Raw genomic sequence first — 23,816 nt, 5'->3', positions numbered from 1 at the left:
CCACGGACGGGCACACGCGGTATTGAATGAGCGCCGCCCCGAGGGCGGCGCCTTCGTTCACGGCACGCGGCTTACAGCGCGCCGTCCAGGAATGCGGTCAGTTGCGACTTCGACAGCGCGCCAACTTTGGTGGCGGCAGCTTGGCCGTCTTTAAAGAGCATAAGGGTGGGAATGCCGCGGATGCCGTACTTGGTGGCGGTACCCTGGTTTTCATCGACGTTCAGCTTGGCGATCGTCAGGCGGCCAGCGTACTCCGTGGCGACTTCTTCCAGGATCGGGGCAATCATCTTGCAGGGGCCGCACCAGGCAGCCCAGTAGTCCACCAGCACCGGCTGGCCGGATTTCAACACATCGGCATCGAAGCTGGCGTCACTGACGTTCTTGATTTGGTCGCTCATGATGGTGATTCTCGGTTCGGCAGCAAAAGGCGCGTAAAAAGGGACGCGCCCCGCCGTTGTTCTTGTTTGTGGATGGACTCAAGCATACCACTGTCAATATCAACAGGCATACCACTGTTAATAACAACAGGAGTTGCTGGATTTGTGTAGGATGTTGCGGCGCAGTTGTCGCGATCCGGGCGGTACCGACCCGATGCGCTGGCTGTGACTGTCATCATCCTACCGAATTCGGAGCTGGTCAGGTCGTGCTCATCCCACTGGGAGCCGCGCAGAATCTGGACTTATCCGTAAAATGTCGGTTTTTTTCCACAGATGTTGGGGATAACTTGGCCACTCCACGTTACACCGAGGCGTCCATTCGCGTCCTGAAGGGACTGGAGCCCGTGCGCCAGCGCCCGGGCATGTACACCCGAACCGAAAACCCCCTGCACGTCGTGCAGGAGGTCATTGATAACGCCGCAGACGAGGCATTGGCCGGATACGGCAAGCAGATCCAGGTCACGCTGCACGTCGACGGCAGCGTTTCCGTCGAGGACGACGGGCGCGGCATTCCCGTTGGCCTGCACCCTGAAGAGAACGCTCCCGTGGTGGAGCTGGTGTTCACGCGCCTGCACGCAGGCGGCAAGTTCGACAAGGCGGGCGGCGGCGCCTACGCCTTTTCCGGCGGCTTGCACGGCGTGGGCGTGTCCGTCACCAACGCCCTGGCCACGCGCCTGGAAGTGGTGGTGTGGCGCGATGGCGCCGTCAACCGCCTGGTCTTCAAGGGCGGCGACGTGGCCGAGCCCCTGGCGCCCTACGACCAGGGTGGCCGCAAGAAGTCCGGCACCCGCGTGCGCGTCTGGCCGGACGCCAAGTATTTCGACAGCCCCAACATTCCGCTGGGCGAGCTGACGCACCTCCTGCGCAGCAAGGCCGTGCTGCTGCCGGGCGTCAAGGTTTCCCTGGTCAACGAGAAAACCGGCGACACCAAGACCTGGCAGTACCAGGACGGCCTGCGCGGCTATCTGTCCGAGGCGCTGGCCGGGGCGGAGCTGATGGTGCCGTTCTTCGAAGGCGAACAGTACGCCGGGGCCGACCATGAGAACTTCGCCGAAGGCGAGGGCGCCCAGTGGGTGGTGGCCTGGACCGAGGACGGCAACGCCGTGCGCGAGTCGTACGTGAACCTGATTCCGACGCCTGCCGGCGGCACCCATGAATCGGGCCTGCGCGAAGGCCTGTTCGGCGCGGTCAAGGGTTTCGCCGAGCTGCACAGCCTGCTGCCCAAGGGCGTCAAGCTGCTGCCGGAAGACGTGTTCGCCCGCGCCAGCTTCGTCTTGTCGGCCAAGGTGCTGGATCCGCAGTTCCAGGGCCAGATCAAGGAACGCCTGAACAGCCGCGACGCGGTGCGCCTGGTCGGCGGCTTCTCCAAGAGCGCGCTGGACCTGTGGCTGCACAGTAACGTCGAATACGGCAAGAAGCTGGCCGAACTGGCCATCCGCCAGGCCCAGGCGCGCCAGCGCTCGGCCCAGAAGGTCGAAAAGCGCAAGAGCTCGGGCGTGGCCGTGCTGCCGGGCAAGCTGACCGATTGCGAATCCAGCGACGCGACCCGCACCGAAGTCTTCCTGGTCGAGGGCGACTCCGCGGGCGGTTCGGCCAAGATGGGCCGCGACAAGGAATTCCAGGCCATCCTGCCGCTGCGCGGCAAAGTGCTCAATTCCTGGGAAGTGGATCGCGACCGGCTCTTCGCCAACAACGAAATCCATGACATTTCCGTCGCCATCGGCGTGGACCCGCACGGTCCCGGCGATACCCCGGACCTGTCGGGCCTGCGCTACGGCCGCATCTGCATCCTGTCCGACGCCGACGTCGACGGTTCGCACATCCAGGTGCTGTTGCTGACGCTGTTCTATAAGCACTTCCCCAAGCTGGTCGAAGCCGGCAACGTGTTCGTGGCCAAGCCGCCGCTGTTCCGGCTGGACGTGCCGGCGCAGGGCAAGCGTCCGGCGCGCAAGATCTACTGCCTGGATGAAGGCGAACTCGAGGCCGCGCAGGACAAGCTGCGCAAGGAAGGCGTGCGTGAAGGCGCCTGGGCCGTCAGCCGCTTCAAGGGCCTGGGCGAAATGAATCCCGAGCAACTGTGGGAAACCACCATGAATCCGGACACGCGCCGCCTCCTGCCCGTGGGCTATGGCGACCAGACGCCCGAAGACACCACCCGCATGTTCGACATGCTGATGGGCAAGGGCGAGTCCTCGCAGCGCCGCGCCTGGATCGAAGAGAAGGGCAATCTGGCGGAGCTGGACATCTGATGGCCGGGTCCGCGCCCGGCTCGGCCCGCATGGACGTCCAGATGACTGCCGACGACTACGCCGACTTCGCCGCTTACGTGTACAAGCGGCCGGAGCTGCGCCGCCGCCGCTACCGCTCCCATCTGCGTTTCGCGGTCCTGATGATCGTGGCCCTGCTGGCCTACCTGATCTGGCAGACCTGGGACGGCAATACGCCGAACTGGGGGCGGATCCTGCCCGTGTATTTCCAGGGCTTGGCGGTGGGCCTGGGCATTCTTGCGCTCCTGGCGCTGGCTTACGAGTACGTCCTGCCCTCGCTGGTCAGGATGAACACGCGCCGCATGCTGAAGCGTCAGCCCGACGAGCTGTTCCTGGGACGGCATCAGCTGGACTTCGGCCCCGACGGCATCACGGATACCACTGCCACCGCCTCCGGACGCATGGACTGGTCCGATGTGCGGCGGGTCGAGGAAACCCCGCAGCATCTCTATGTCATTCTCGGCACTTTGCAAGGCGTGATCATCCCCAAGCGCGGGCAGGACGCCGCCACGTTGGATGCGGTGCGGACCCAGTTGCGCGCGCATGTCGCCGATACGCAGCTGATGTCGTCCGCGCAGGCGCTTTGACGCCGTTTCGATGAAATTGTCTACCTGAATACATCATGACCGACAGCAATCAACCCGGCTTGTTCGATTCCAATCCGCCCGGCGGCGATGGCGGTGGCGATGGCGACGCCGCCATCACCCTGGCGCGCTACGCCGAGCAAGCCTATCTGGACTACGCGGTGTCCGTGGTGCGCGGCCGCGCCCTGCCGGACGTGGGCGACGGGCAGAAGCCCGTGCAGCGGCGCATTCTCTTCGCCATGCAGGCGATGGGGCTGGCCGCTGGCGCCAAGCCCGTCAAGTCCGCGCGCGTCGTGGGCGACGTGCTGGGCAAGTATCACCCGCACGGCGACCAGGCCGCCTATGACGCCATGGTGCGCATGGCGCAGGATTTCTCGCTGCGCTATCCGCTGATCGACGGCCAGGGCAACTTCGGTTCGCGCGACGGCGACAACGCCGCCGCCATGCGCTACACGGAAGCCCGCCTTACCCCCATCGCCAAGCTGCTGCTGGACGAGCTGGACGAAGGCACCGTGGACTTCGTGCCCAACTACGACGGCAGCCAGCAAGAGCCGCAGATGTTGCCGGCGCGCCTGCCCGTGATGCTGCTCAACGGCGCCTCGGGCATCGCGGTCGGCATGGCGACCGAGATCCCGCCGCACAACCTGCGCGAAGTGGCGCAGGCCTGCGTGGCGCTGCTGAAGCATCCGCAGATGCCGGACGCCGAGCTGCACGCCCTGATCCCGGGGCCGGATTTCGCGGGCGGCGGGCAGATCATCACGCCGGCCGAGGACATCGCCCAGATCTACGCGGGCGGCCGCGGTTCGCTCAAGGTGCGAGCGCGCTGGCAGTTCGAGGAAATGGCGCGCGGCCAATGGCAACTGGTGGTCACCGAGCTGCCGCCGGGCACCTCGGGCCAGAAGGTGCTGGAAGAGATCGAGGAAATCACCAACCCCAAGGTCAAGACCGGCAAGAAGAGCCTGACGCCCGAGCAGACGCAGGCCAAGGCCGTGATGCTGAACCTGCTGGACGCCGTGCGCGACGAGTCGGGCAAGGACGCCGCCGTGCGCCTGGTCTTCGAACCCAAGACCTCGCGCGTGGACCGCGACGAATTCGTCAACACGCTGCTGGCGCAGACCAGCATGGAAAGCAGCTCGTCCATCAACCTGGTGTGCATCGGCACTGACGGCCGGCCGCGCCAGAAGGGGCTGCGCGACATCCTGGTCGAGTGGCTGGCGTTCCGCACCAACACCGTGGTGCGCCGCACGCGCTTCCGCCTGGACAAGGTCATCGACCGCATCCACGTGCTGGAAGGCCGCATGGTCGTCTACCTGAACGTGGACGAAGTCATCCAGACGATCCGCGAATCCGACGAGCCGCGCGCCGCGCTGATGGAACGCTTCAAGCTGTCCGAACGCCAGGCCGAGGACATCCTGGAAATGCGCCTGCGCCAGTTGGCCCGCCTGGAAGGCTTCAAGATCGAGCAGGAACTGGCCGACAAGCGTGACGAACAGGTGCGCCTGCAGGAACTGCTGGACAATCCCGCTTCGCTCAAGCGCCTGCTGGTCAAGGAAATCGAGGCCGACGCCAAGCAATACGGCGACGACCGCCGCACGTTGATCGAGACCGCCGAACGCGCCGTGCTCGAAACCAAGGTGCTGGACGAGCCCGTCACCGTGATCGTGTCGCAGAAGGGTTGGCTGCGCGCCCGCCAGGGCCACGGCCACGATGCGTCGCAATTCGGCTTCAAGCAGGGCGACGATCTGTACGGCGCCTTCGAGTGCCGCACCACCGACACGCTGATCGCCATGGGCGACAACGGCCGCGTCTATTCGGTGCCGGTCGCCGGGCTGCCTTCGGCCCGCGGCGACGGCCAGCCGGTCACCACCATGATCGACCTGGGCAGCGGCACGCGTATCGTCCACACGATCGCGGCCGCGCCCGACAGCCGCTGGCTGCTGGCTACGCGCGGCGGCTACGGCTTTGCCGCCAAGCTGTCCGACATGGTCAGCCGCCAGCGCGCCGGCAAGCAGTTCATCACCCTGGAAGAGGGCGACGAACTGCTGCGTCCGGTGCCGCTGTTCGACGGCGCCAAGCAATTGGCGTTGCTGTCGCACAAGGGCAAGTTCCTGGTGTTCGGCCTGGACGAGGTCAAGACGCTGTCCGGCGGCGGCCGCGGCACCATCCTGATGGGGCTGGACGGGACCGACAAGCTGGACCAGACCGTGCCCATCGGCGCGGGCGGCCTGCGCGCGGCCGGCATCTACCGCAACAAGCACACCGAGGACATCCTGGCGGGCGACGCGCTGGCGCCGTACATCGGCAAGCGCGCCCGCAAGGGGCGGGCGCTGGATGTGCGGCCCAAGCAGCCGGTGGTGCTGTCGCCGGTGCTGGGCTAGGTTCCGGGCGGGCAGACAAGAGAATGGCGGGCTGCGGCCCGCCATTTTTTTCGTCTGTTGACCGGCTGCGCGATCCCGGTATTTAATAGATAGATCATTCAGTCTATTAATAGCATGCGCAAGATCGACCCCATCAAGCAGCAGGAACGGCGCACCCAGATATTGGCCGCCGCAGCGGATTGCTTTGCAGAGCAGGGCTTCCATTCGACCTCGACGGCGCAGATCTGCGCCCGCGCCGGCATGAGCCCCGGCAACCTGTTCCACTACTACGGCAGCAAGGCGGAAATCATCGAAGCGATGATTGCGTCGGATACCGAGTCCGCGCGCGAACGCATGCGGCAAGCGTGCGCCGCGCCCGACGCGAGGCGGGCGTTGGCGGATTGGGTCGCCGCGCAGTTGGCGCAGCATCAAGACCCGGCCTACGTCAGGCTGGGCATGGAGATCCTGGCCGAAGCCGTGCGCAACCCGCGCGTGCACGCGCTGGTGCTGGAGAACGAGGCGGCGCGCAAGGCCGGGTTGATGGCCTTGCTGGAAACGGTGTGGGCACAACGCACGCCGCCGCAGGCGGCAGCCGAGATGGCCGATACGCTGTTGTTGCTGCTGGACGGCGTCTACAGCCGGTCGGTGGTCGACCCCGCCTTTGGCGCGGCGGCCGGCAGCCGTCTCCTGGAACAGGCCTTGTCGCGGTGCCTGCCTGGCGACGCGCAACAAGGCGCAGCCGCAGGGGGGCAGGCATGAGCGCGGCGGCAACCCATGCGCGGCTTGAGCAGGTCGATGCGCTGCGCGGCTTCGCGCTCTTCGGCATCCTGGTGGTCAACATCGGCGTGTTCTCGTCGCCGTTCTATGGCGCCGGCGTGGCCGACCCGGCGTACTCGCAGCCCTTGGACCTGGCCGTGCGCTGGCTGATCGCGTGGCTGTTCGAGACCAAGTTCTACCTGCTGTTCTCTTTCCTGTTCGGGTACAGCTTCACCTTGCAGATGACCGCTGCCGAACGCAGCCAGGCGGCTTTTGCGCCGCGCTTCCTGCGCCGCTTGGCGGGCCTGGCTTTGCTGGGGCTGGCGCACGCGGTGCTGTTCTACCAGGGCGACATACTGCTGACCTACGCATTGCTGGGCCTGGCGCTGCTGCTGTGCCGGCGGATGGAGCCGCGGCGGGCGCTGCGCATTTCGCTGTGGCTCATCGTGCTGACGGCCTCGTTGTGGGCCATTCTGGGCGCATTGAGCTATCTGGACCCGGTGTCGCCCGGGTACGAGGCGCAGTACCACGCGGACGCCCTGGCGGCGATCGACGCCTACCGGGGCAGCATAGGCACGACCATCGCGCAGCACTGGAAAGAGCTGACCGGGGGCGTGTGGTTGACGGTGCTGTTCGTGCAAGGGCCGTTCGCGTTCGCAATGTTCCTGGCGGGCTACGCGCTGGGCCGCCGTAACGCGCTGGCCGATCCCTGGCGTCAGCCTCGTGTGCTGTGGTTGCTGTGCGCGCTGGGCCTGGCGCCAGGCCTGGCCGGTTCTGCGGCCTACGCCTTCAGCACGCTGCCGTCAGCGGGGGCAGCCTGGGAACTGCCGGGTCTGGCGGTGGACCTGCTGACCGCGCCGTTGCTCAGCATGTCGTACGCGGCGGCCTTGCTGCTGGCCATGCGCACGCAGCCGGGGGCGCGGCTGGCGGGCTGGCTCGCGCCCGCCGGGCGGATGGCATTGAGCAACTACCTGATGCAATCCGTGGTCTGCGCCTTTCTTTTCACCGCTTGGGGCCTGCGCCTGTTCGGCTCGGTCTCGCCGCTGGCGACGTTCTGCATTGCCGTCGCGATATTCGCGGCGCAGTTGCCGCTGTCCGCCTGGTGGCTGCGGCGCCACGCCTACGGCCCGGTCGAGTGGTTCCTGCGCGCGCTCACCATCGGCGCCTGGCCGGCCTGGCGGCGCGCGCGGGCTGACTGATCAGACCGGCTTGGCGCGCAGCCGGCCGACGGGGGCGCCGCCGTCGCGCCGGCCCTGGCGCGCCCACATGCCTGCCAGCAGCAGCAACGCCGGCACATATACCCAGAAGTCGGACCAGCGCTGCGGGTTGGGCGCCTTCACTTCCAGCACGTCCCAGCCTTGTTCCCAGCCGGCGCGCTGGGCGCGGCTGCCGAAACGCACGCCGCCGATCTGCGTCTGCTCGCCCAGGCTCATCAGTGTCAGTCCGGCCTCGGCCAGGCGCTTGCGGCCCGCGTCCTGCCCGCCCGGGTTGTCCGTCAATTCGGGCAGGGCAACGGCCACCGTCTTGGTCAGTTCGTCGCCTTCCAGGTTGATGCCGCGCAGCACCACCGTCAGCCTTCCATTGTCGGGCAGCGCGCCCGCGATGGCCTGCATCTCGGAGGCCGGACGGCTTTCATGGCGCGGCGCGAAATGGTCCATGAACCAGTCCGGACGGAACAGCATGAACGTGACCAGCAGCAGCACGCCGACTTCGGCCAGCGTGCAGCGCACGCGGAACCAGCGCATGGTGGCGGCGGCGAAGGTCAGCGAGGCGATCGTGGCGCCCGTCACGACCAGCGCCAGTTCCCAACCGTAGGTGACGTCGATCAGCAGCAGCATGGGGTTGAACACGAACATGAACGGCAGGATGGCCGTGCGCGCCGCGTAGGTCACGCCCTGGATGCCGGTCTTGATCGGGTCCTCGCCCGAGATGGCGGCGGCCGCGAAGGTCGCCAGGCCGACGGGTGGGGTGATGTCGGCCATGATGCCGTAGTAGAAGACGAACATGTGCACCGCGATCAGCGGAATCACCAGGCCGCTCTGCGCGCCCAGCTCCACCACCACGGGCGCCATCAGCGTCGCCATCAGGATGTAGTTGGCCGTGGTCGGCATGCCCAGGCCCAGGATCAGGCACACCACCGCCGTGAAGATCAGCATCAGCAGCACGTTGCCCATGGACACCAGTTCGACGAAGGCCGTCATGCGCAGGCCCAGGCCGGTCAGGGTGATGGCGCCCACGATCAGCCCGGCGGTGCCGCAGGCGATGGCGATGCCTATCATGTTGCGGGCGCCGTCCTCCAGGCCGCCGATGGCGTCGCGCCAGCCGTGGCGCCAGGCCGCGGACACCGGCTGCTTGCGGAACCAGGCGATCAGCGGACGCTGCGTCACCATCTGGAACAGCATCGCCATCGCCGCCCAGAACGCCGACAGTCCGGCCGACAGCTCTTCCACGCTCAGGCACCAGACCAGGATGCCGATGGGAATCAGAAAGTAGAGCCCGGCGCGCACCGTGGGCCAGGGTTGCGGGCGCACGGGGTGGTTGATGTCGATGTCCTGCGGCAAGTCGGGGTGGCGCGCCGCCACGCGCAGCAGCCACAGATAGAGCACGGCCAGGATGGCCAGCAACACCCAGATGGCCGCGGCGCCTGCCACGGCCTGCACGCCCGTGCCTATCCAGTAGACCGCGCCCATCACCAGCAAGGTGCCGCTGATGCCCATGCCCCATCCGGCCAGCTTCTGCAGCGGCGTGCGCGCGGGGCCCGAGGCCATCATGGGCTGGATGCCCAGTTTCAGGGCTTCCAGGTGGACGATGTAGAACAGCGCGATGTAGGAGATCGCGGCCGGCAGGATCGCGTGGCGGATGATGTCGGTGTATGGAATGCCGACATACTCGATCATCAAAAAGGCGGCTGCGCCCATCACGGGCGGCATGATCTGGCCGTTGACGGACGAGGCGGTCTCGATGGCCCCGGCGCGCACGCCGCCGTATCCGGCCTTCTTCATCAGCGGAATCGTGAAGATGCCGCCCGTCACCACATTGGCCACCGACGACGCCGACACCAGGCCGTTGACGGCGGAGGACACCACCGCCACCTTGGCCGGCCCGCCGCGCAGGTGCCCCAGCAGCGCGAACGACACCTGCATCATGTAGTTGCCCGCGCCGCACTTGTCCAGCATCGAGCCCAGCAGCACGAAGATGAAGATGTACGACACCGATACGCCCAGCGCCACGCCATAGACGCCTTCCGTTGTCAGCCACATGTGCGACATCAGGCGTTCCAGCGACGCGCCGCGGTGCGCCAGCACGTCGGGCAACCAGGGACCGGCCAGCGCGTAGGCCACGAACACCAGGCCCAGCACGGTCATGGGCAGGCCGAGCGCGCGGCGCGTCACCTCCAGCAGCAGCGCCAGGCCAATCGCGGCAGTGGCCACGTCCATGGTGGTCGGCTGGCCGGGACGGCCCGCCAGCTCGTTGTAGAAGACGTACAGATAGCTGCCGCAGAAGCCCGCCATCAGCGCCAGCGCCCAGTCGTACCAGGGCATGCGGTCGCGCGCAGAGCGCTTGCTGGCGGGGTAGGCCAGATAGCCCAGGAACATGGCGATGCCCAGGTGCAGGGCGCGCGCCTCGGTGTCGTTGAAGATGCCCCAATTCAGGGAGAACGGCAGCGGCGACGCGTACCAGAGCTGGAAGAGGGACCAGATCAGCGCGCCCGCCGCCAAGGTGGCGCCCGCCAGGCCGCGCACATTGCGGCCTCCGCGGTCGGCGTCGGCGACCAGCTGTTCCAGGTCCGGGGCCGGCGTATGCGGCTCTTTATTCATGAAATTCCCCTACGTGTCATGGCGCGCGCCGGCGGCGCGGCGCGCGTTGAGCCCCCGCGCTTGCTGTGCGCAGGGGACGGCAGCCTGCGTGGCGGGGTTGGACCCGGCCACACACGCGTGCCGTTTCAGCGGCCCTTGGGCCTGGGCCTCAGAGCAGGCCCTTTTCCTTGAAGTACTTCTCGGCGCCCGGATGCAGCGGCGCCGACAGTCCGTTCTTCACCATGTCCGCCGCCTTCAGGTTGGCAAACGCGGGGTGCAGCTTCTTGAAGTCGTCGAAGTTGTCGAACACCGCCTTGACCACGGTGTAGACCGTCGCCTCGGGCACGTCGGCGGAAGTGACGAAGGTAGCGGTCACGCCGTAAGTCTTGGTTTCCGTCGGGTTGTTCGGATACAGCCCGGCCGGAATCGAGGCGTGGGCGTAGTACGGGTACTTCTCGACCAGCTTGTCCACGGCGGGACCGGTCAGCGACACGAGCTTGGCGCCGCAGCTGGTGGTGGGGTCCTGGATGTTGGCCGAGGGGTGGCCCACGCCATAGAAGAAGCCGTCGATCTTGCCGTCGCACAGCGCGGAACCGTGCTCGTCGGGACGCAGTTCGGACGCCAGCGAGAAGTCCTTCAGCGTCCAGCCCATGGTGCTCAGCAACTCCTCCATCGAGGCGCGCGTGCCCGAGCCGGGGTTGCCGACGTTGAAGCGCTTGCCCTTGAGGTCTTCGAAGCTCTTGATGTTCGCTTCCTTGCGCGTCACGACGGTGAAGGGCTCGGGGTGGATGGAGAACACCGAGCGCAGCTTGGTGTACGGTCCGGCCTGCTTGAACTGGCCTTCGCCCTTGTAGGCGTTGAAGCCGACGTCGGATTGCACCACGCCCAGGTCCAGCTCACCGGCCTTGATGGTGTTGGCGTTGAAGACCGAGCCGCCGGTCGATTCGACCGAGCAACGGATGCCGTGACTGGAACGATCCTTGTTGACCAGACGGCAGATGGCGCCGCCGGCGGCATAGTAGACGCCGGTGACGCCGCCCGTGCCGATACTGACGAACTTCTGTTGGGCGGCGGCGGGCGCCGGCGCCGTGGACAGCAATGCCGTGGCAAGGCCCGCGGCTGCGAGCGTCCAGGCGTTGCGATGGCCCAAGGGGTGTTTGACGGACGTGGTCATGCAAACTCCTTTTGGGGTTTTTCCCCGTGATATTGCCGGTCTTGGCCGGCGGTTGGTGCGCCCCGCGAGCCGCGGAGCACCCTGTGCGTATCATCACGAGCCCGCGCCAGGCGGGCGGCACGGCGCAATCGCTTGCGCCGCGCTTGCAGCAGGCGGCTAGGCGCGCGCCTGCGCGATGGCGGCGTCGATGGCGCCGCTCAGACGTTCGGTCAACTGGTCCAGTTCATCGTCGGAGATGATGAAGGGCGGGGCGAGCAGCACGTGGTCGCCGTGGCGGCCGTCGATGGTGCCGCCCATCGGGTAGACCATCAAACCGAGCGCCATGGCTTCGCGCTTGATGCGCGCGTGCAGCGACAGCGCGGGGTCGAAGGTCTGCTTGCTGGCGCGGTCCTGCACCAGCTCGATGCCCATGAAGAGGCCGCGGCCGCGGATGTCGCCGACGTGCGGATGCGCGCCCAGCGCGCTCTCCAGCCGCTGGCGCAAGCCTGCGCCCTGCGCTTGCACGCGCGCCAGCAGGCCGTCGCGCCGGATCACCTCCTGCACGGCGAGCGACGCGGCGCAGGCGATCGCATGGCCCAGATAGGTGTGGCCATGCTGGAAGAAGCCGCTGCCTTGCTGCATGGCATCCACGATGCGCTGCTGCACCATCACCGCGCCGATCGGCTGATAGCCGCCGCCCAGGCCCTTGGCGATGGTGATCAGGTCAGGCGTGACGCCTTCCTGTTCCACTGCGTACAGCGTGCCGGTGCGGCCCATGCCGCACATGACCTCGTCGGCGATCAGCAGCACGCCGTGACGGTCGCAGACTTCGCGGACGCGGCGGAAATAACCCGGCACAGCCGTGACGGCGCCGGCGGTGGCGCCGACCACGGGTTCGGCCACGAAAGCCATCACCGTATCCGGACCCAGGCGCTCGAAGGTCTGTTCCAGTTCCTGCGCCAGGCGCTCGCCGTATTGCTCGGGGCTTTCGCCCTCGCGCTGGTCGCGGTAGGCGTAGCAGGGCGACACGTGCTCGACCTCGATCAACAGCGGCGCGAACTGCGCGCGGCGCCAGGCATTGCCGCCCACCGCCAGCGCGCCCAGCGTGTTGCCGTGATAGCTCTGGCGCCGCGCGACGATGTGGCGGCGTTCCGGCTGGCCGATTTCCACGAAGTACTGCCGCGCCATTTTCAGCGCGGCTTCGACCGCTTCCGAGCCGCCCGAGACGAAGTAGGCATGGGAAATGCCCGGCGGCGCATCGGCCACCAGGCGCTCGGCCAATTGCTCCGCGACCTCGGTCGTGAAAAAGCTGGTGTGGGCATAGGCCAGCGCGTCGATCTGCGCATGCATGGCGGCCTGGATATCGGGGTGGTTGTGTCCCAGGCAGGAGACCGCCGCGCCGCCCGAACCGTCGAGGTAGGAGCGGCCGGCGCTGTCGTAGACCCACACGCCCTGGCCGCGGACCGCGACGGGAGGCGTCTGGCGCAATGAACGATGCATGACATGGGTGTGGCTCATGGGGCAATTCCGCGATGCAGGAGGTTGAAGGCGAATCCGGACGGGATGTCAGGCGGGGCGGCGCGGCGGCGCGCTCCAGTAAACGTTGTCGTTGAGCAGGCGCTGTTCCACTTCGGTCAGCCGGTTCAGCACCTCCTCGCCGCCGCGCGCGGTCAGCCGGGCGATCAGGTGCTCCGCCAGGCCCAGCAGGCCGGCGGTGGTGTGGAAGAACGACCCGGGCCCCTGGCGCGCCGGGCGGGCCCGCACGCCTTCGCGGTCAGGAGGCGCGAAGCGCAGGGTGTGGCGGGCGTCGACCGCCAGCGGCGACAAGGGGTCATCGGTCAGCGCGATCAGCGCCACGCCGCGCTGCGCGGCCTGGCGGGCCAGTTGCACGGTGGCGGTGGGATAGGGCGCCTGCGAGATCACGATCAGCGCGTCGCCGGGTCCCAGGTTGTCGGCTTGCTCGGCGGGCGCGCCGCCCAGGCCGTCTATGAGCACGCTGTTGCGCCGCACCAGCTGGTAGGCGTAGCGCATCTGGAAGGCAATGCCGAAGGCTGAGCGCGTGCCCAGGAAGCCGACCTGCCTGGCTTCCAGCAGGGTCTGCACCGCGGCGTCGAAGGCGGAGGGCGGGTTCAGCGCGCAGACGGAGCTCATGGCCCGAACCTGATAGTCGGTGAGCACGTCGTGCCCGGGCGCCGCGGGTTCGCCCGCCGCGGCCTGCAGCGCGGCAGCGCGCTCGCGCAGTCCCGGCGCGGCCTGCCCTGCCAGGGCCTGCTGGAAGGGCTGACGGAAATCCTCGTAGCTGGAAAAGCCGACGGCCCGCGCCAGCCGCAGCATGGTTGCCGGCGCCACGCCCAGGGTCTGGGCCTGGCGCCGCATGGACCACAGGCCGACCTCGGCGGGGTGCGCCACGACCCAATGCGCCGCCCGCTGCAGTTCCGGCGGCAGTTGTTCCAGTTTTTCCTGGAGGGTCAGGAGGAGGTCGGACGGCAAGGACATGTACGGCGGGAAGAGGCTGTAAAAAAACAGATGATAAATCTTGAATCAATAAAAAAACATATGTTTTTATAAGGGGTTCCACCTAGAGCGCCTGACGGTTCAGGCAAGCTCGCTCGCAGGTAAGTCCTTGAAATTCGCTGCCAATTCCCGCAAATCGGCGCTCATTTACTTACATCACGCAACGGGATTTTTGTTTGACGGGAATGAATCGTGCGCATATCATTTGTGTAGAAATGAATTTGACTGAACACGTTTTCCCATGACTGACACCGCGAAATCCGACCCTGCACAGCAATACGATTTGCGCATCTTGCGGGCCCTGCGCCGCATCACGCGTTCCATCGCCTTGCATTCGCGCCAGTTGTCCGCCGTCAGCCACATTACGGCGCCGCAACTGATGTGCCTGCGCACCGTGATCGCCAACGGTCCGATGACGGCCACCGCGATCAGCCGCGAAATGCACGTCAGTCCCAGCACCGTGGTCGGGATCCTGGATCGCCTGGAAGACAAGGGCTTGATCCGCCGCGAACGCGGCCGCGAAGACCGTCGCATCGTATTCGTCACGGCCACGGACGCGGGCCGCGAACTGGCGCAAGGCGCGCCGTCGCCGCTGCAAAAGCATCTGGCCGACGCGCTCAATGCCTTGCCCGAACTGGAACAGGCCACCATCACGCTGTCCCTGGAGCGCATCGTGGCGCTCATGGAGCAGGACGGCCAGGCCGCCGTCGACACGCATGGCGACGTGTCTTCGCCCATCCTTGAAGTGCCCACGGGCGGGGCACCCCCTGAATCGGGAATCGTTGCATGAAGAAAACCGAACTGGATACCCCAACCCTCTCAAGTGCCGTGGCGCCGGCGGTCAGCGCGCAGACCCATACCATGCGTCTGCCCGACCGCAAAGACGGCGCCGCCATCCACCGCCTCATTTCCGAGTGCCCGCCGCTCGACCTGAATTCCCTCTACGCGTACCTGCTCCTCGCTGAGCATTTCCGCGACACCTGCGTCCTGGCCGAAAGCGCCGGCGGACGCATCGACGGTTTTATCTCCGCATACGTGATCCCGGACCGGCCCGACACCTTGTTTGTCTGGCAGGTCGCGGTGCACACCCGCGCACGCGGCCATCGACTGGGCCGCGCCATGCTCCGCGAGCTCTTGCGCCGCAAGGGTCTCGAGCATGTCCGCTATCTCGAAACCACGGTGGGGCCTGACAACCAGGCATCGCGCCGCAGCTTTGCCGGCCTGGCCAGCGAACTCGGCGCCCACGTCTCCGAGCAGCCGTTCTTCGACCGGCAGCTTTTCGGCGGCGCGGACCATGACGACGAGATGTTGTTGAGGATAGGTCCGTTCGCCTTGCCAGCCCCCTAGGGGCGGCGCAAGCCCAGCGGTCTTATCGAATTACCGGGATGGTTGGCCGATCCGGATGCGCAAGCGCACCCGGAAGGGTTCTGGCCGTCCGTCCACTCATGAGATGAAAAGGGAGGATTAATCATGGACTTGAAGATCTTTGACCGGATGGAGTCGGAGGTACGGGGCTACATCCGGTCGTTCCCCGTGATATTCAGCCAAGCCAGGGGCTCGACCCTGATCGATGAGGACGGCACCGAATACATCGATTTCTTCAGCGGCGCCGGCACGCTGAACTATGGCCACAACAATCCTGTTCTCAAGGAAAAGCTGCTGGAGTACGTCCAGTCGGACGGCGTAGTGCATGGCCTGGACATGGCCACCAGCGCGAAGAAGCGTTTCCTGGAGACGGTGGACCGCGTGCTGCTCAAGCCGCGGAACTGGCAATACACCTTGCAGTTCACCGGTCCCACCGGCACCAACGCGGTTGAAGCCGCGCTGAAGATCGCGCGCCAGGTCAAGGGACGTCCCAACGTCATCTCTTTCACCCATGGTTTCCATGGCGTGAGCGGCGGCTCGTTGGCGGTGACGGCCAATATGAAGTTCCGCGACGCGTCCGGCTATGCGCTGGGCAACACCACCTTCATGCCCTACGACGGATACTTCGGTCCGGACGTGGACACCATGGCCTATCTTGAACGCATGCTGGAAGATCCCAGCAGCGGCATGGACAAGCCGGCGGCCGTCATCGTGGAAACGGTGCAGGGCGAAGGCGGCGTCAACGTGGCGACGCTGCGCTGGCTGAAGGAACTGGAAAAGCTGTGCAAGCGCCACGACATGCTGCTGATCGTGGACGACATCCAGGTTGGCTGCGGGCGCACCGGCACGTTCTTCAGTTTCGAGTCCGCGGGTATCCGCCCCGACATCATTACCCTGTCGAAATCGCTGTCGGGCTTCGGCCTGCCGATGTCGCTGGTGCTGATGAAGCCCGAGCTGGACATCTGGAAACCCGGCGCCCACAGCGGCACCTTCCGCGGCAACAACCTGGCCTTCGTCACGGCCGCGCAGGCGCTGGAAACCTATTGGGCCAACACCGCCTTCGCCACCGAAATCCAGCGCAAGGAGCGCCAGGTGCGCGACTGGCTGGAGAACCTGGTTCACAGCTATCCCAACGCCGGCCTGTCGGTGCGCGGCCGCGGCCTGATCCAGGGCCTGGTGTGCAACGCCACGCCCGCGCTGGCCAACCGCATCGCGCAGAACGCCTTCAAGAAAGGCGTCGTGATCGAGACCTCGGGCGCGCACGATGAAGTGCTCAAGCTGCTGCCCGCGCTGACCATCGAGGAAGAGCTGCTCGGCAAGGGCCTGGACGTGATCGAAGCCAGTGTCGCGGAAGCGCTCGCCGAAGAAGGGCAGTCCGCCCGCATCCTGAAATTTGGAGGAAAACGTCAATGATCGTACGCAATGTCAAAGATGTGATCGGCACCGCCGACGAAGTCCGCACCAACACCTGGGTCAGCCGCCGCGTGCTGCTCAAGAAGGACGGCATGGGTTTCTCCTTTCACGAGACCACCATCTTTCCGGGCGGCCGCACCCACATCCACTACAAGAACCATCTTGAAGCGGTGTGGTGCATCGAAGGCGACGGTTCCATCGAGACCATCGCCGACGGCAAGAAGTACGAACTGGGACCCGGCGTGGTCTACGCCCTGAACGAACACGACGAGCACTGGCTGTGCGGCGGCAAGGAGCCGCTGCGCGTCATCTGCGTCTTCAACCCGCCGCTGACCGGCCAGGAAGTGCATGACAAAGAAGGCGTCTACGCCTTGCCTGAAGCCGAAGCCCAAGCGGCCTGAAACACAAGGAGGTTCGCATGATCTCACCTGCACAGGATCCGTACGCCTCCCGTACGGATCGAAGTTCCGCCATCATCGCCCGCCAGGACCCGGTGGTCTATGAAAACGGCCAGTACGCCAGCGCATTGAACGCCGGCCAGGTCGAGCAATACGAGCGCGACGGCTTCATCCTGCTGGAGAACCTGTTTTCCGAAGATGAAATCCGCGCGCTGTCCACCGAGGTCGAGCGCATGACGCGCGATCCCTCGATCGTGCGCCGCGAAGAGTCCATCACCGAGCCCGGCAGCAATGCGGTGCGCTCGATCTTCATGGTGCACGTGCTCAATCCCATTCTGTCGCGCCTGGTGCGCGATCCGCGCCTGGTCAATGTGGCGCGGCAGATCCTGGGGTCCGAGGTGTACATCCACCAGTCGCGCGCCAACATGAAGCCCGGTTTCAAGGGCAAGGAGTTCTACTGGCACTCCGACTTCGAAACCTGGCACGTCGAGGACGGCATGCCGGCGATGCGCGCGCTGAGCTGCTCGGTGCTGCTGACCGACAACAACGAGTGCAACGGCCCCTTGATGCTGGTGCCCGGATCGCATCGCCAGTTCATCTCGTGCGTGGGCGAGACGCCGAATGAACACTACAAGCAGTCGCTGAAGAAGCAGGAATACGGCGTGCCGGATCCGGTCAGCCTGCAGCTGCTGGTGGAGCAGGGCGGTATCCGCTCCATGACGGCCAAGGCCGGCTCGGTGGTGTTCTTCGACTGCAACACGATGCACGGCTCCAACAGCAACATCTCGCCGTGGCCGCGCGCCAACGTGTTCATGGTCTACAACAGCATGGAAAACACGCTGAACCCGCCCAAGTACGGCCTGACTCCGCGTCCCGAGCACATCGCGACGCGCAAGGGATTCAAGGCGGTCACCCCGCTGGATACCTTGAAGCTGGTGGGGGGCTGAGCCTCCTGTGAAAATGCCCAGGCGCTGCCTGGGCATTTTTTCTTCCGGGCGTCTGCTATTCTCTGCGCACTTCGCCCCATCGAGACTCCGCACGCCATGTCCGCCCGCATCCTCAGCCTGCACATCTACCCGGTCAAATCCTGCGCGGGCATTGCCCTGGACGAATCGCCCATCGACCGCGCTGGGCTGGCCCACGACCGCCGCTGGATGCTGATCGGCGCCGATGGCCAGTTCATGACGCAGCGCCAATGGCCTGCGATGGCCCTGATCCGCACGGCGCTCACGGCCGACACGCTGCGCCTGTCAGCGCCGGGCATGTCCGATCTGGACGTTGCCCTGGACGGATCGGGACTGGAACAAGAGGCGCAGTCCGTGGCCGTGTGGAGCGATACCACGTCCGGCCGGCGCGAAAGCGCGGCGGCCGGGCAGTGGTTTTCCGACTTCCTGAAGACGCCGTGCCGGCTGTACAAGGTGGACGCGGCCGCGCAACGCAACGCCAAGCCGGACTGGGTGTCGCGCTGGGTGGACGCGCATCCAGACCTGGCCGAACCGTTCGCGGGCCAGCACTGCTTTGGCTTTGCTGACGGCTTCCCGCTGCTGGTGGCCAACCAGGCCTCGCTGGACGACCTGAACGCCCGCCTGCAGGCCAAGGGCGTGGCGCCGGTGCCGATGGACCGCTTCCGACCCAATATCGTGGTCCAGGGCGAATGGGAAGCCTTCGAGGAAGACCACACCGCCCTGATCGAAGCCGCGGGCGTGAAGATGGCTTTCGTCAAGCCTTGCACCCGTTGCTCGATTCCCGACATCGACCAGAACACCGCCCAGCAGTATGAAGAGCCTGGCCGCACACTGGCCGGCTACCGCAATCTGGAAATCGGCGTGGTGTTCGGCCAGAACGCCATCCTGGACGCGCCCGAGGGCGCGCGCCTGAAGGTCGGCGACGAGGTCGGGATCGAACTGGATTTCTGAATCCGGGGCCTCGCCGCCGGGGCCTTAGGCCGAGGACAGCTTCAGGCCTACCAGGCCGAGCACGATGAGGGCGACGCTGGCGATGCGCATCCAGCTGGTGGATTCGCCGAACAGCACGATGCCGGCCACGAAGGCGCCGATCGTGCCGATGCCTACCCACACCGCATAGGCCGTGCCCAGGGGCAGGGATTTCATGGCGACCGCCAGCAGCCAGACGCTGATGGCCATGCCTCCCGCGGTGATGGCCGAAGGCCAGAAACGGGTGAATCCGTGGGTGTATTTCAGGCCTACGGCCCAGACGATTTCAAACAGGCCTGCGAGTACCAGGATGATCCAGGTCATTACGACTCCTACCTTGTGCTGCCGGCGTGCCGCCGGCGCGAGGGGCCGTCCCCAGAATCAAACGCGCCAGCCTAGTCGCCGCGCGCGGCAGCGGGCCGTCCCGCTGCGGCAAAAATTATAGAATACCGGGTTCATACGGCAAAACCGGGTGCCGGGCATCACTCTTGCAACACTTCGCGTTCCGGGCCGCGAAACCAGGATATTTATCATGCAACGCATCATGCTGCGGGCAAAACTGCACCGCGTCACGGTCACCGAAGCCGACCTCCACTACGAGGGGTCTTGCGGCATCGACGAAGACTTGCTGGACGCTGCCGGCATGCGCGAGTTCGAACGCATCGAGCTCTACAACGTCACCAACGGTGAACGTTTCGACACCTACATCATCAAGGCGGCCCGCGGCAGCGGCGCCATCTCCTTGAACGGCGCCGCCGCGCGCCGCGCCCAGGTCGGCGACCTGATGATCATCTGCACCTACGGCCCGATGTCCGAGGCCGACTCGGCCACGCACAAGCCGCTGGTGGTGCTGGTGGACGACGCCAACCGCGTCAAGGAAATCCGCAAGTTCCCGGCCTGAGGCCGGGCCGGGCGGAGCGCCTCGCGCACGAGGCGCTCCGCTAACACCCTGAACCGTTTCATCATGAGCTTCCAGGTCATCATCCAACCCAGCCAGCATCAATTCCCGGTCGAACCCGGCCAGACCGTGCTCGATGGCGCGCTGGCCGCTGGCATCGTCCTGCCGTACAGCTGTCGCAACGGCGCCTGCTCCACCTGCAAGGGCCGCGTGGTGTCCGGGGAGTTCGACGCGGGGCAGTATCCCGCGCAGATTCTTTCGCCCGAGGAACTGGCCGGCGGCTACACGTTGTTCTGCCAGGCCCGGCCTGAATCCGACATGGTGGTCGAATCCACCGAAGTCCGCCTGGCCAGCGATATCCAGATCCGCAAGCTGCCTTCGCGCGTGCAGGCGCTGGAACGCGTGGCCCCGGACGTCACCGTGATCAAGCTGCAGTTGCCCGCCTCCGAGCAGTTCCGCTACTACGCCGGCCAGTACATCGAAGTCATCCTGAAGGACGGCCGCCGGCGCAGCTATTCGATGGCCGGCGCGCCCCACACTGGCAGCCCGCTTGAACTGCACATCCGGCATATGCCCGGCGGCGTGTTCACCGACCATGTGTTCGGCGCCGGCGACACGCAGATGAAAGAGCGTGAGATCCTGCGCCTGGAAGGGCCGTTCGGTTCCTTCTTCCTGCGTGAAGACAGCGACAAGCCAGTCGTGCTCCTGGCCAGCGGCACGGGCTTTGCCCCGGTCAAGGCCATTGTCGAGCACATGATCCACAACAACATCAAGCGCCCCGTGGCGCTGTATTGGGGCGGACGCCGTCCGCGCGACCTCTACATGGACGCGCTGGCCCAATCGTGGACCGGCATGCTGCCCGATTTCCGCTACGTGCCGGTAGTCTCCAATGCCGTACAGGAAGACGGCTGGACCGGGCGCACCGGCTTTGTCCACGAAGCCGTCATGCAGGACATCGCCGACCTCTCGGGCCATCAGGTCTATGCCTGCGGCACGCCCCTGATGGTGGACGCCGCAAGGCGCGAATTCAGCGCCCAGAATGGCTTGCCGCCCGAAGAGTTCTACGCCGACGCCTTCACGTCCGAAGCGGACCTGGCCAAGGCTGCAACCCAGTCTTGAGTAACAGGGCATGAGCGAATCGGGGTGGAACGAGCGGGCCTGGAAAGGTTTGTGACTTCCGCCCCTTTTTATTCCATAGGCGCGGGCAAAGCGCCGGGGTAAACTGCCGGGCAGCAGCTTGCCATGGGGCGCGGACATCGGGTCGGCGGACCGAGCTGGCACGCAAGGAGCAATGCGGGCATGAAAGTAGCGGTATTGGGTGGCGGCATCATCGGAATCTCCAGCGCCTGGTGGCTGAACCAGGCCGGCCATGACGTCGTCGTCATAGATCGCTGCACCGGTCCCGCCCAGGAAACCAGTCTGGCCAATGGCGCGCAGATCTCGGTCTCCTACGCCGAACCCTGGGCCAATCCCCAAGCCCCGCTCAAGCTGCTCAAATGGATGTTCCAGGACGACGCCCCGCTGCTGTTCCGTCCGCAACTGGACTGGCGGCAATGGATGTGGGGGCTGGCGTTCCTGCGCGAGTGCCTGCCCAGCCGCCTGGCTCCCAATATCCGCGCCATGGTCCGCATGGCGGAATACAGCCGCGCGACCCTGCGCAGCATGCGCGCTGAACTGGGCATCCAATACGATCACCTGGAACGCGGCATCCTCAATTTCTACCGCGATCCGCACGAATTCGAAAACTCGCAGCGCGCCGCGGGCCTGATGCGCGACTTCGGCGTGGAACGCCGTGTGGTATCGACCGACGAGGTCATCGCCATCGAGCCCGCGCTGGCGCCGCACCGCCAGACCATCGTCGGCGGCGATTACACGCCCGAGGACGAGAGCGGCGACGTGCACCTGTTCACCGTGGCCCTGGCCGAGCGTTGCGCCCGGGCCGGCGTCGAATTCCGCTACAGCACGCGCGCCACGCGCCTGCTGACCACCGGCGGCACGGTGCAAAGCGTCGAGATCATCGAACCCGATGGCCGTTACGGCGCCTTGTCGGCCGACGCCTACGTCGTGGCGATGGGCAGTTTCAGCCCCTACCTGCTGCGGCCGCTGGGCGTGCCCTGCAACGTCTATCCGGCCAAGGGCTATTCCGCGACTTTCCCGGTGATCAAGCCGGACGCCACGCCCACGGTCAGCCTGACGGACAGCAGCCACAAGGTGGTTTTCTCGCGCCTGGGCGACCGCCTGCGCATGGCCGGAACCGCCGAGCTGTCGGGCTATTCCCGCAGCCTGAACACCGGACGTTGCGAAGCCATGACCCGCTTGGCGCGCGAACTTTTTCCCGACGCGCTCGATTTCGAGCGCGTCAGTTATTGGTCGGGCTTGCGCCCGTCCACTCCCTCGAACGTGCCCATCATCGGCCGCAGCCGTATCCCCAACCTGTACGTCAACACAGGACACGGTACGCTCGGGTGGACGATGGGCGTTGGCTCGGGCCGGGCATTGGCCGATCTGCTCAGCGGAAGGCGGCCGGAACCGGAATTTCCTTTTCTTGGTCTGTGAACCTATGAAGAATCTGCAATTGGCGGGCGTTGCCCGCGCGATGTTCGCCAGCCGGCGCGCATGGTTGTTCGGCGCCGCCATGGCGATGGCCGGTGCGGCGAATGCCGCCGCGGTCGAGATCCAGGTCTGGCACACGCTGACCGACGCAAACAAGGCCGAGTTCGAAAAGCTCGCCAAGCAATACAACAAGGAGCAGGACGAGGTCCGCGTGACGCTGCGCGGCTTCGCCTCGCCCAGCGCGCTGGAACAGGAAGCCGTCACGGCGGTCAAGGCCAAGAAGGGCCCGAACCTGCTGCAGTTGACCGACAACCATTCGCCTGAAGTCGTCGCCCAGCACAAGGCCGTGCTGCCGCTGTACGAACTGCTGGCCAAGTACCCGATCAAGGACCTGAACTGGTTCGTGCCGGCCACCAGCAGCTTCACGCGCGACAGCAAGGGCCGCCTGCTGGCCTTCCCCTGGATGGCCGAAGTGCCGGTGATGTTCTACAACACCGCCGCCTACAAGAAGGCCGGCCTGGATCCCAACAAGCCCGCGCGCACGTGGACCGCTCTGCAAGGCGAGCTGCTGAAGCTGCGCGACGTGGCGGATATCGACTGCCCCTACGCCTCCAGCGACCAGGTCACGGTCCACCTGGAGAACCTGGCGCCGATCAACAACCAGCAGTTCACCAGCAACAACAACGGGCTGGACGCGGTCACCAAGAAGTCGGCCGCGCCGGCCATGCAGTTCGACACGCTGTACATGCGCCACATCTCGCTGATGGTCAGCTGGAAGCGTTCGCTGCTGTTCATGGCGCATTCGGGCGACAACGCCAGCGACAAGCTGTTCGCCAAGGGTGAATGCGCCGTGCTGACCGCCAACACCGGCGCGTTCGGCCAGTTCCTCAACACCAAGTCGCTGTCCTTCGGCGTGGCGCCGCTGCCTTACTACGAGCAGGCCACCAAGGACGGTGGCAAGCCCTTCGTGAGCGGTTCGGCGCTGTGGGCGCTGGAAGGCCATCCCCAAGCCGAGGAAAAGGCCACCGCCCAGTTCCTGGCCTGGCTGTCCAAGCCCGTCATCGCCGCGGAATGGCACCAGCGCACCGGCTACCTGCCCTTGACCGAGGCCGCTTTCCGCGCCTCGGACGTGTCGTTCTATAACCGCATTCCGGGCGTCCAGGCGCTGATTGCCTCCATGCGCACCAACCCCACGGCAAACAGCCGCGGTTTCCGCATGGCCAACTACACGCGCATCGAGCCCGTGCTGAACCAGCAACTGAACGATGCCTTCGAAGGCAAGGTGCCGCCGGTGGCGGCGCTGAACAACGCCGCCACCCAGGCACGCAGCATCGCGGCGCAACGCTGATCCAGGCAGGCGCCGCCGAATCCTGATGCAAACCCGGTCCCT

21 protein-coding genes are annotated in these 23,816 nt (G+C 66.1%); 15 read left to right on the top strand and 6 right to left on the bottom strand.

All coding sequences use genetic code 11. The features are described from left to right. Positions 1-71 precede the first annotated feature (71 nt). The gene (trxA, locus tag AC1RHV_RS30230) at positions 72-398 is read right to left on the bottom strand and encodes a thioredoxin TrxA (RefSeq protein ID WP_006218534.1); all 327 of its coding nucleotides are present in this window, start codon (positions 396-398) and stop codon (positions 72-74) included. Between the two features lie 326 nt (positions 399-724). On the opposite strand from trxA, the gene AC1RHV_RS30225 reads away from it, so the two are divergent. The 5 genes from AC1RHV_RS30225 (at position 725) to AC1RHV_RS30205 (ending at position 7,600) form a co-directional block, all read left to right on the top strand. Next, positions 725-2,686: a DNA topoisomerase IV subunit B gene (locus AC1RHV_RS30225; protein ID WP_054458719.1), complete on the top strand. Its 1,962-nt coding sequence runs from the start codon at positions 725-727 to the stop codon at positions 2,684-2,686. After that, positions 2,686-3,291 (top strand): YcxB family protein, encoded by a 606-nt coding sequence (locus tag AC1RHV_RS30220; protein WP_054458717.1) that lies wholly within the window; start codon positions 2,686-2,688, stop codon positions 3,289-3,291. The genes AC1RHV_RS30225 and AC1RHV_RS30220 overlap by 1 nt, the downstream gene beginning before the upstream one ends. A gap of 35 nt (positions 3,292-3,326) precedes the next feature. After that, positions 3,327-5,666, top strand: a complete 2,340-nt coding sequence (parC, locus tag AC1RHV_RS30215; protein ID WP_054458716.1) for a DNA topoisomerase IV subunit A — start codon at positions 3,327-3,329, stop codon at positions 5,664-5,666. Positions 5,667-5,780: 114 nt separating this feature from the next. Continuing rightward, entirely contained in the window at positions 5,781-6,404 is a 624-nt protein-coding gene (locus AC1RHV_RS30210) for a TetR/AcrR family transcriptional regulator (RefSeq protein ID WP_306653484.1), read from the top strand. Continuing rightward, a complete protein-coding gene (locus AC1RHV_RS30205; RefSeq protein ID WP_306653483.1) occupies positions 6,401-7,600 on the top strand; it encodes a DUF418 domain-containing protein in 1,200 nt (399 codons plus the stop codon). Before AC1RHV_RS30210 ends, AC1RHV_RS30205 begins: the two co-directional genes overlap by 4 nt. On the opposite strand, the gene AC1RHV_RS30200 is transcribed toward AC1RHV_RS30205, so the two are convergent. The 4 genes from AC1RHV_RS30200 to AC1RHV_RS30185 form a co-directional block, all read right to left on the bottom strand. Beyond that, entirely contained in the window at positions 7,601-10,219 is a 2,619-nt protein-coding gene (locus AC1RHV_RS30200; RefSeq protein ID WP_175182326.1) for a TRAP transporter permease, read from the bottom strand. It lies immediately after the preceding gene. A gap of 148 nt (positions 10,220-10,367) precedes the next feature. Beyond that, on the bottom strand, positions 10,368-11,372 hold the full coding sequence (locus AC1RHV_RS30195; protein WP_054458708.1) for a TAXI family TRAP transporter solute-binding subunit: 1,005 nt from the start codon (positions 11,370-11,372) through the stop codon (positions 10,368-10,370). A gap of 156 nt (positions 11,373-11,528) precedes the next feature. Continuing rightward, positions 11,529-12,869, bottom strand: coding sequence for an aspartate aminotransferase family protein (locus AC1RHV_RS30190; RefSeq protein ID WP_492302602.1), 1,341 nt, complete (start codon positions 12,867-12,869; stop codon positions 11,529-11,531). Between the two features lie 48 nt (positions 12,870-12,917). Continuing rightward, positions 12,918-13,847, bottom strand: coding sequence for a MurR/RpiR family transcriptional regulator (locus AC1RHV_RS30185; protein ID WP_054458705.1), 930 nt, complete (start codon positions 13,845-13,847; stop codon positions 12,918-12,920). 259 nt (positions 13,848-14,106) lie between these two features. Between AC1RHV_RS30185 and AC1RHV_RS30180 the strand changes: the two genes are divergently transcribed. From AC1RHV_RS30180 to AC1RHV_RS30155, 6 genes are all read left to right on the top strand, one after another. Then, entirely contained in the window at positions 14,107-14,655 is a 549-nt protein-coding gene (locus AC1RHV_RS30180; RefSeq protein ID WP_054458703.1) for a MarR family winged helix-turn-helix transcriptional regulator, read from the top strand. Then, positions 14,652-15,212, top strand: a complete 561-nt coding sequence (ectA, locus tag AC1RHV_RS30175) for a diaminobutyrate acetyltransferase (RefSeq protein ID WP_054458701.1) — start codon at positions 14,652-14,654, stop codon at positions 15,210-15,212. The genes AC1RHV_RS30180 and ectA overlap by 4 nt, the downstream gene beginning before the upstream one ends. A 123-nt stretch (positions 15,213-15,335) precedes the next feature. Further along, positions 15,336-16,643 (top strand): diaminobutyrate--2-oxoglutarate transaminase, encoded by a 1,308-nt coding sequence (gene ectB, locus AC1RHV_RS30170; protein ID WP_054458699.1) that lies wholly within the window; start codon positions 15,336-15,338, stop codon positions 16,641-16,643. Then, a complete protein-coding gene (locus AC1RHV_RS30165; RefSeq protein WP_492302599.1) occupies positions 16,640-17,044 on the top strand; it encodes an ectoine synthase in 405 nt (134 codons plus the stop codon). The genes ectB and AC1RHV_RS30165 overlap by 4 nt, the downstream gene beginning before the upstream one ends. A 17-nt stretch (positions 17,045-17,061) precedes the next feature. Then, positions 17,062-17,988 carry an ectoine hydroxylase gene (gene thpD / locus AC1RHV_RS30160; RefSeq protein WP_054458697.1) on the top strand — a complete coding sequence of 309 codons (927 nt, stop codon included), beginning with the start codon at positions 17,062-17,064 and terminating at the stop codon, positions 17,986-17,988. A 96-nt stretch (positions 17,989-18,084) separates the two neighbouring features. Then, positions 18,085-18,957: an MOSC domain-containing protein gene (locus AC1RHV_RS30155; protein WP_175163894.1), complete on the top strand. Its 873-nt coding sequence runs from the start codon at positions 18,085-18,087 to the stop codon at positions 18,955-18,957. Between the two features lie 24 nt (positions 18,958-18,981). On the opposite strand, the gene sugE is transcribed toward AC1RHV_RS30155, so the two are convergent. After that, positions 18,982-19,299, bottom strand: a complete 318-nt coding sequence (gene sugE / locus AC1RHV_RS30150; RefSeq protein ID WP_013392803.1) for a quaternary ammonium compound efflux SMR transporter SugE — start codon at positions 19,297-19,299, stop codon at positions 18,982-18,984. 208 nt (positions 19,300-19,507) lie between these two features. Here sugE and panD point away from each other — a divergent pair, with 208 nt between their 5' ends. The 4 genes from panD to AC1RHV_RS30130 all read left to right on the top strand — a co-directional run bounded on the left by panD (position 19,508) and on the right by AC1RHV_RS30130 (position 23,774). Beyond that, positions 19,508-19,876 carry an aspartate 1-decarboxylase gene (panD, locus tag AC1RHV_RS30145; RefSeq protein WP_013392804.1) on the top strand — a complete coding sequence of 123 codons (369 nt, stop codon included), beginning with the start codon at positions 19,508-19,510 and terminating at the stop codon, positions 19,874-19,876. A 63-nt stretch (positions 19,877-19,939) separates the two neighbouring features. Continuing rightward, on the top strand, positions 19,940-20,992 hold the full coding sequence (locus AC1RHV_RS30140) for a CDP-6-deoxy-delta-3,4-glucoseen reductase (RefSeq protein WP_054458694.1): 1,053 nt from the start codon (positions 19,940-19,942) through the stop codon (positions 20,990-20,992). Positions 20,993-21,172: 180 nt separating this feature from the next. Beyond that, the gene (locus tag AC1RHV_RS30135) at positions 21,173-22,429 is read left to right on the top strand and encodes a D-amino acid dehydrogenase (RefSeq protein ID WP_054458692.1); all 1,257 of its coding nucleotides are present in this window, start codon (positions 21,173-21,175) and stop codon (positions 22,427-22,429) included. Between the two features lie 4 nt (positions 22,430-22,433). Continuing rightward, on the top strand, positions 22,434-23,774 hold the full coding sequence (locus AC1RHV_RS30130) for an extracellular solute-binding protein (RefSeq protein ID WP_054458690.1): 1,341 nt from the start codon (positions 22,434-22,436) through the stop codon (positions 23,772-23,774). Positions 23,775-23,816: the final 42 nt, after the last annotated feature.

The organism is Achromobacter sp. GW823-FHT04E03, assembly GCF_058796095.1.
Note: the sequence above shows the minus strand (reverse complement) of the source record. Positions and strands in the feature narration are given on the sequence as shown.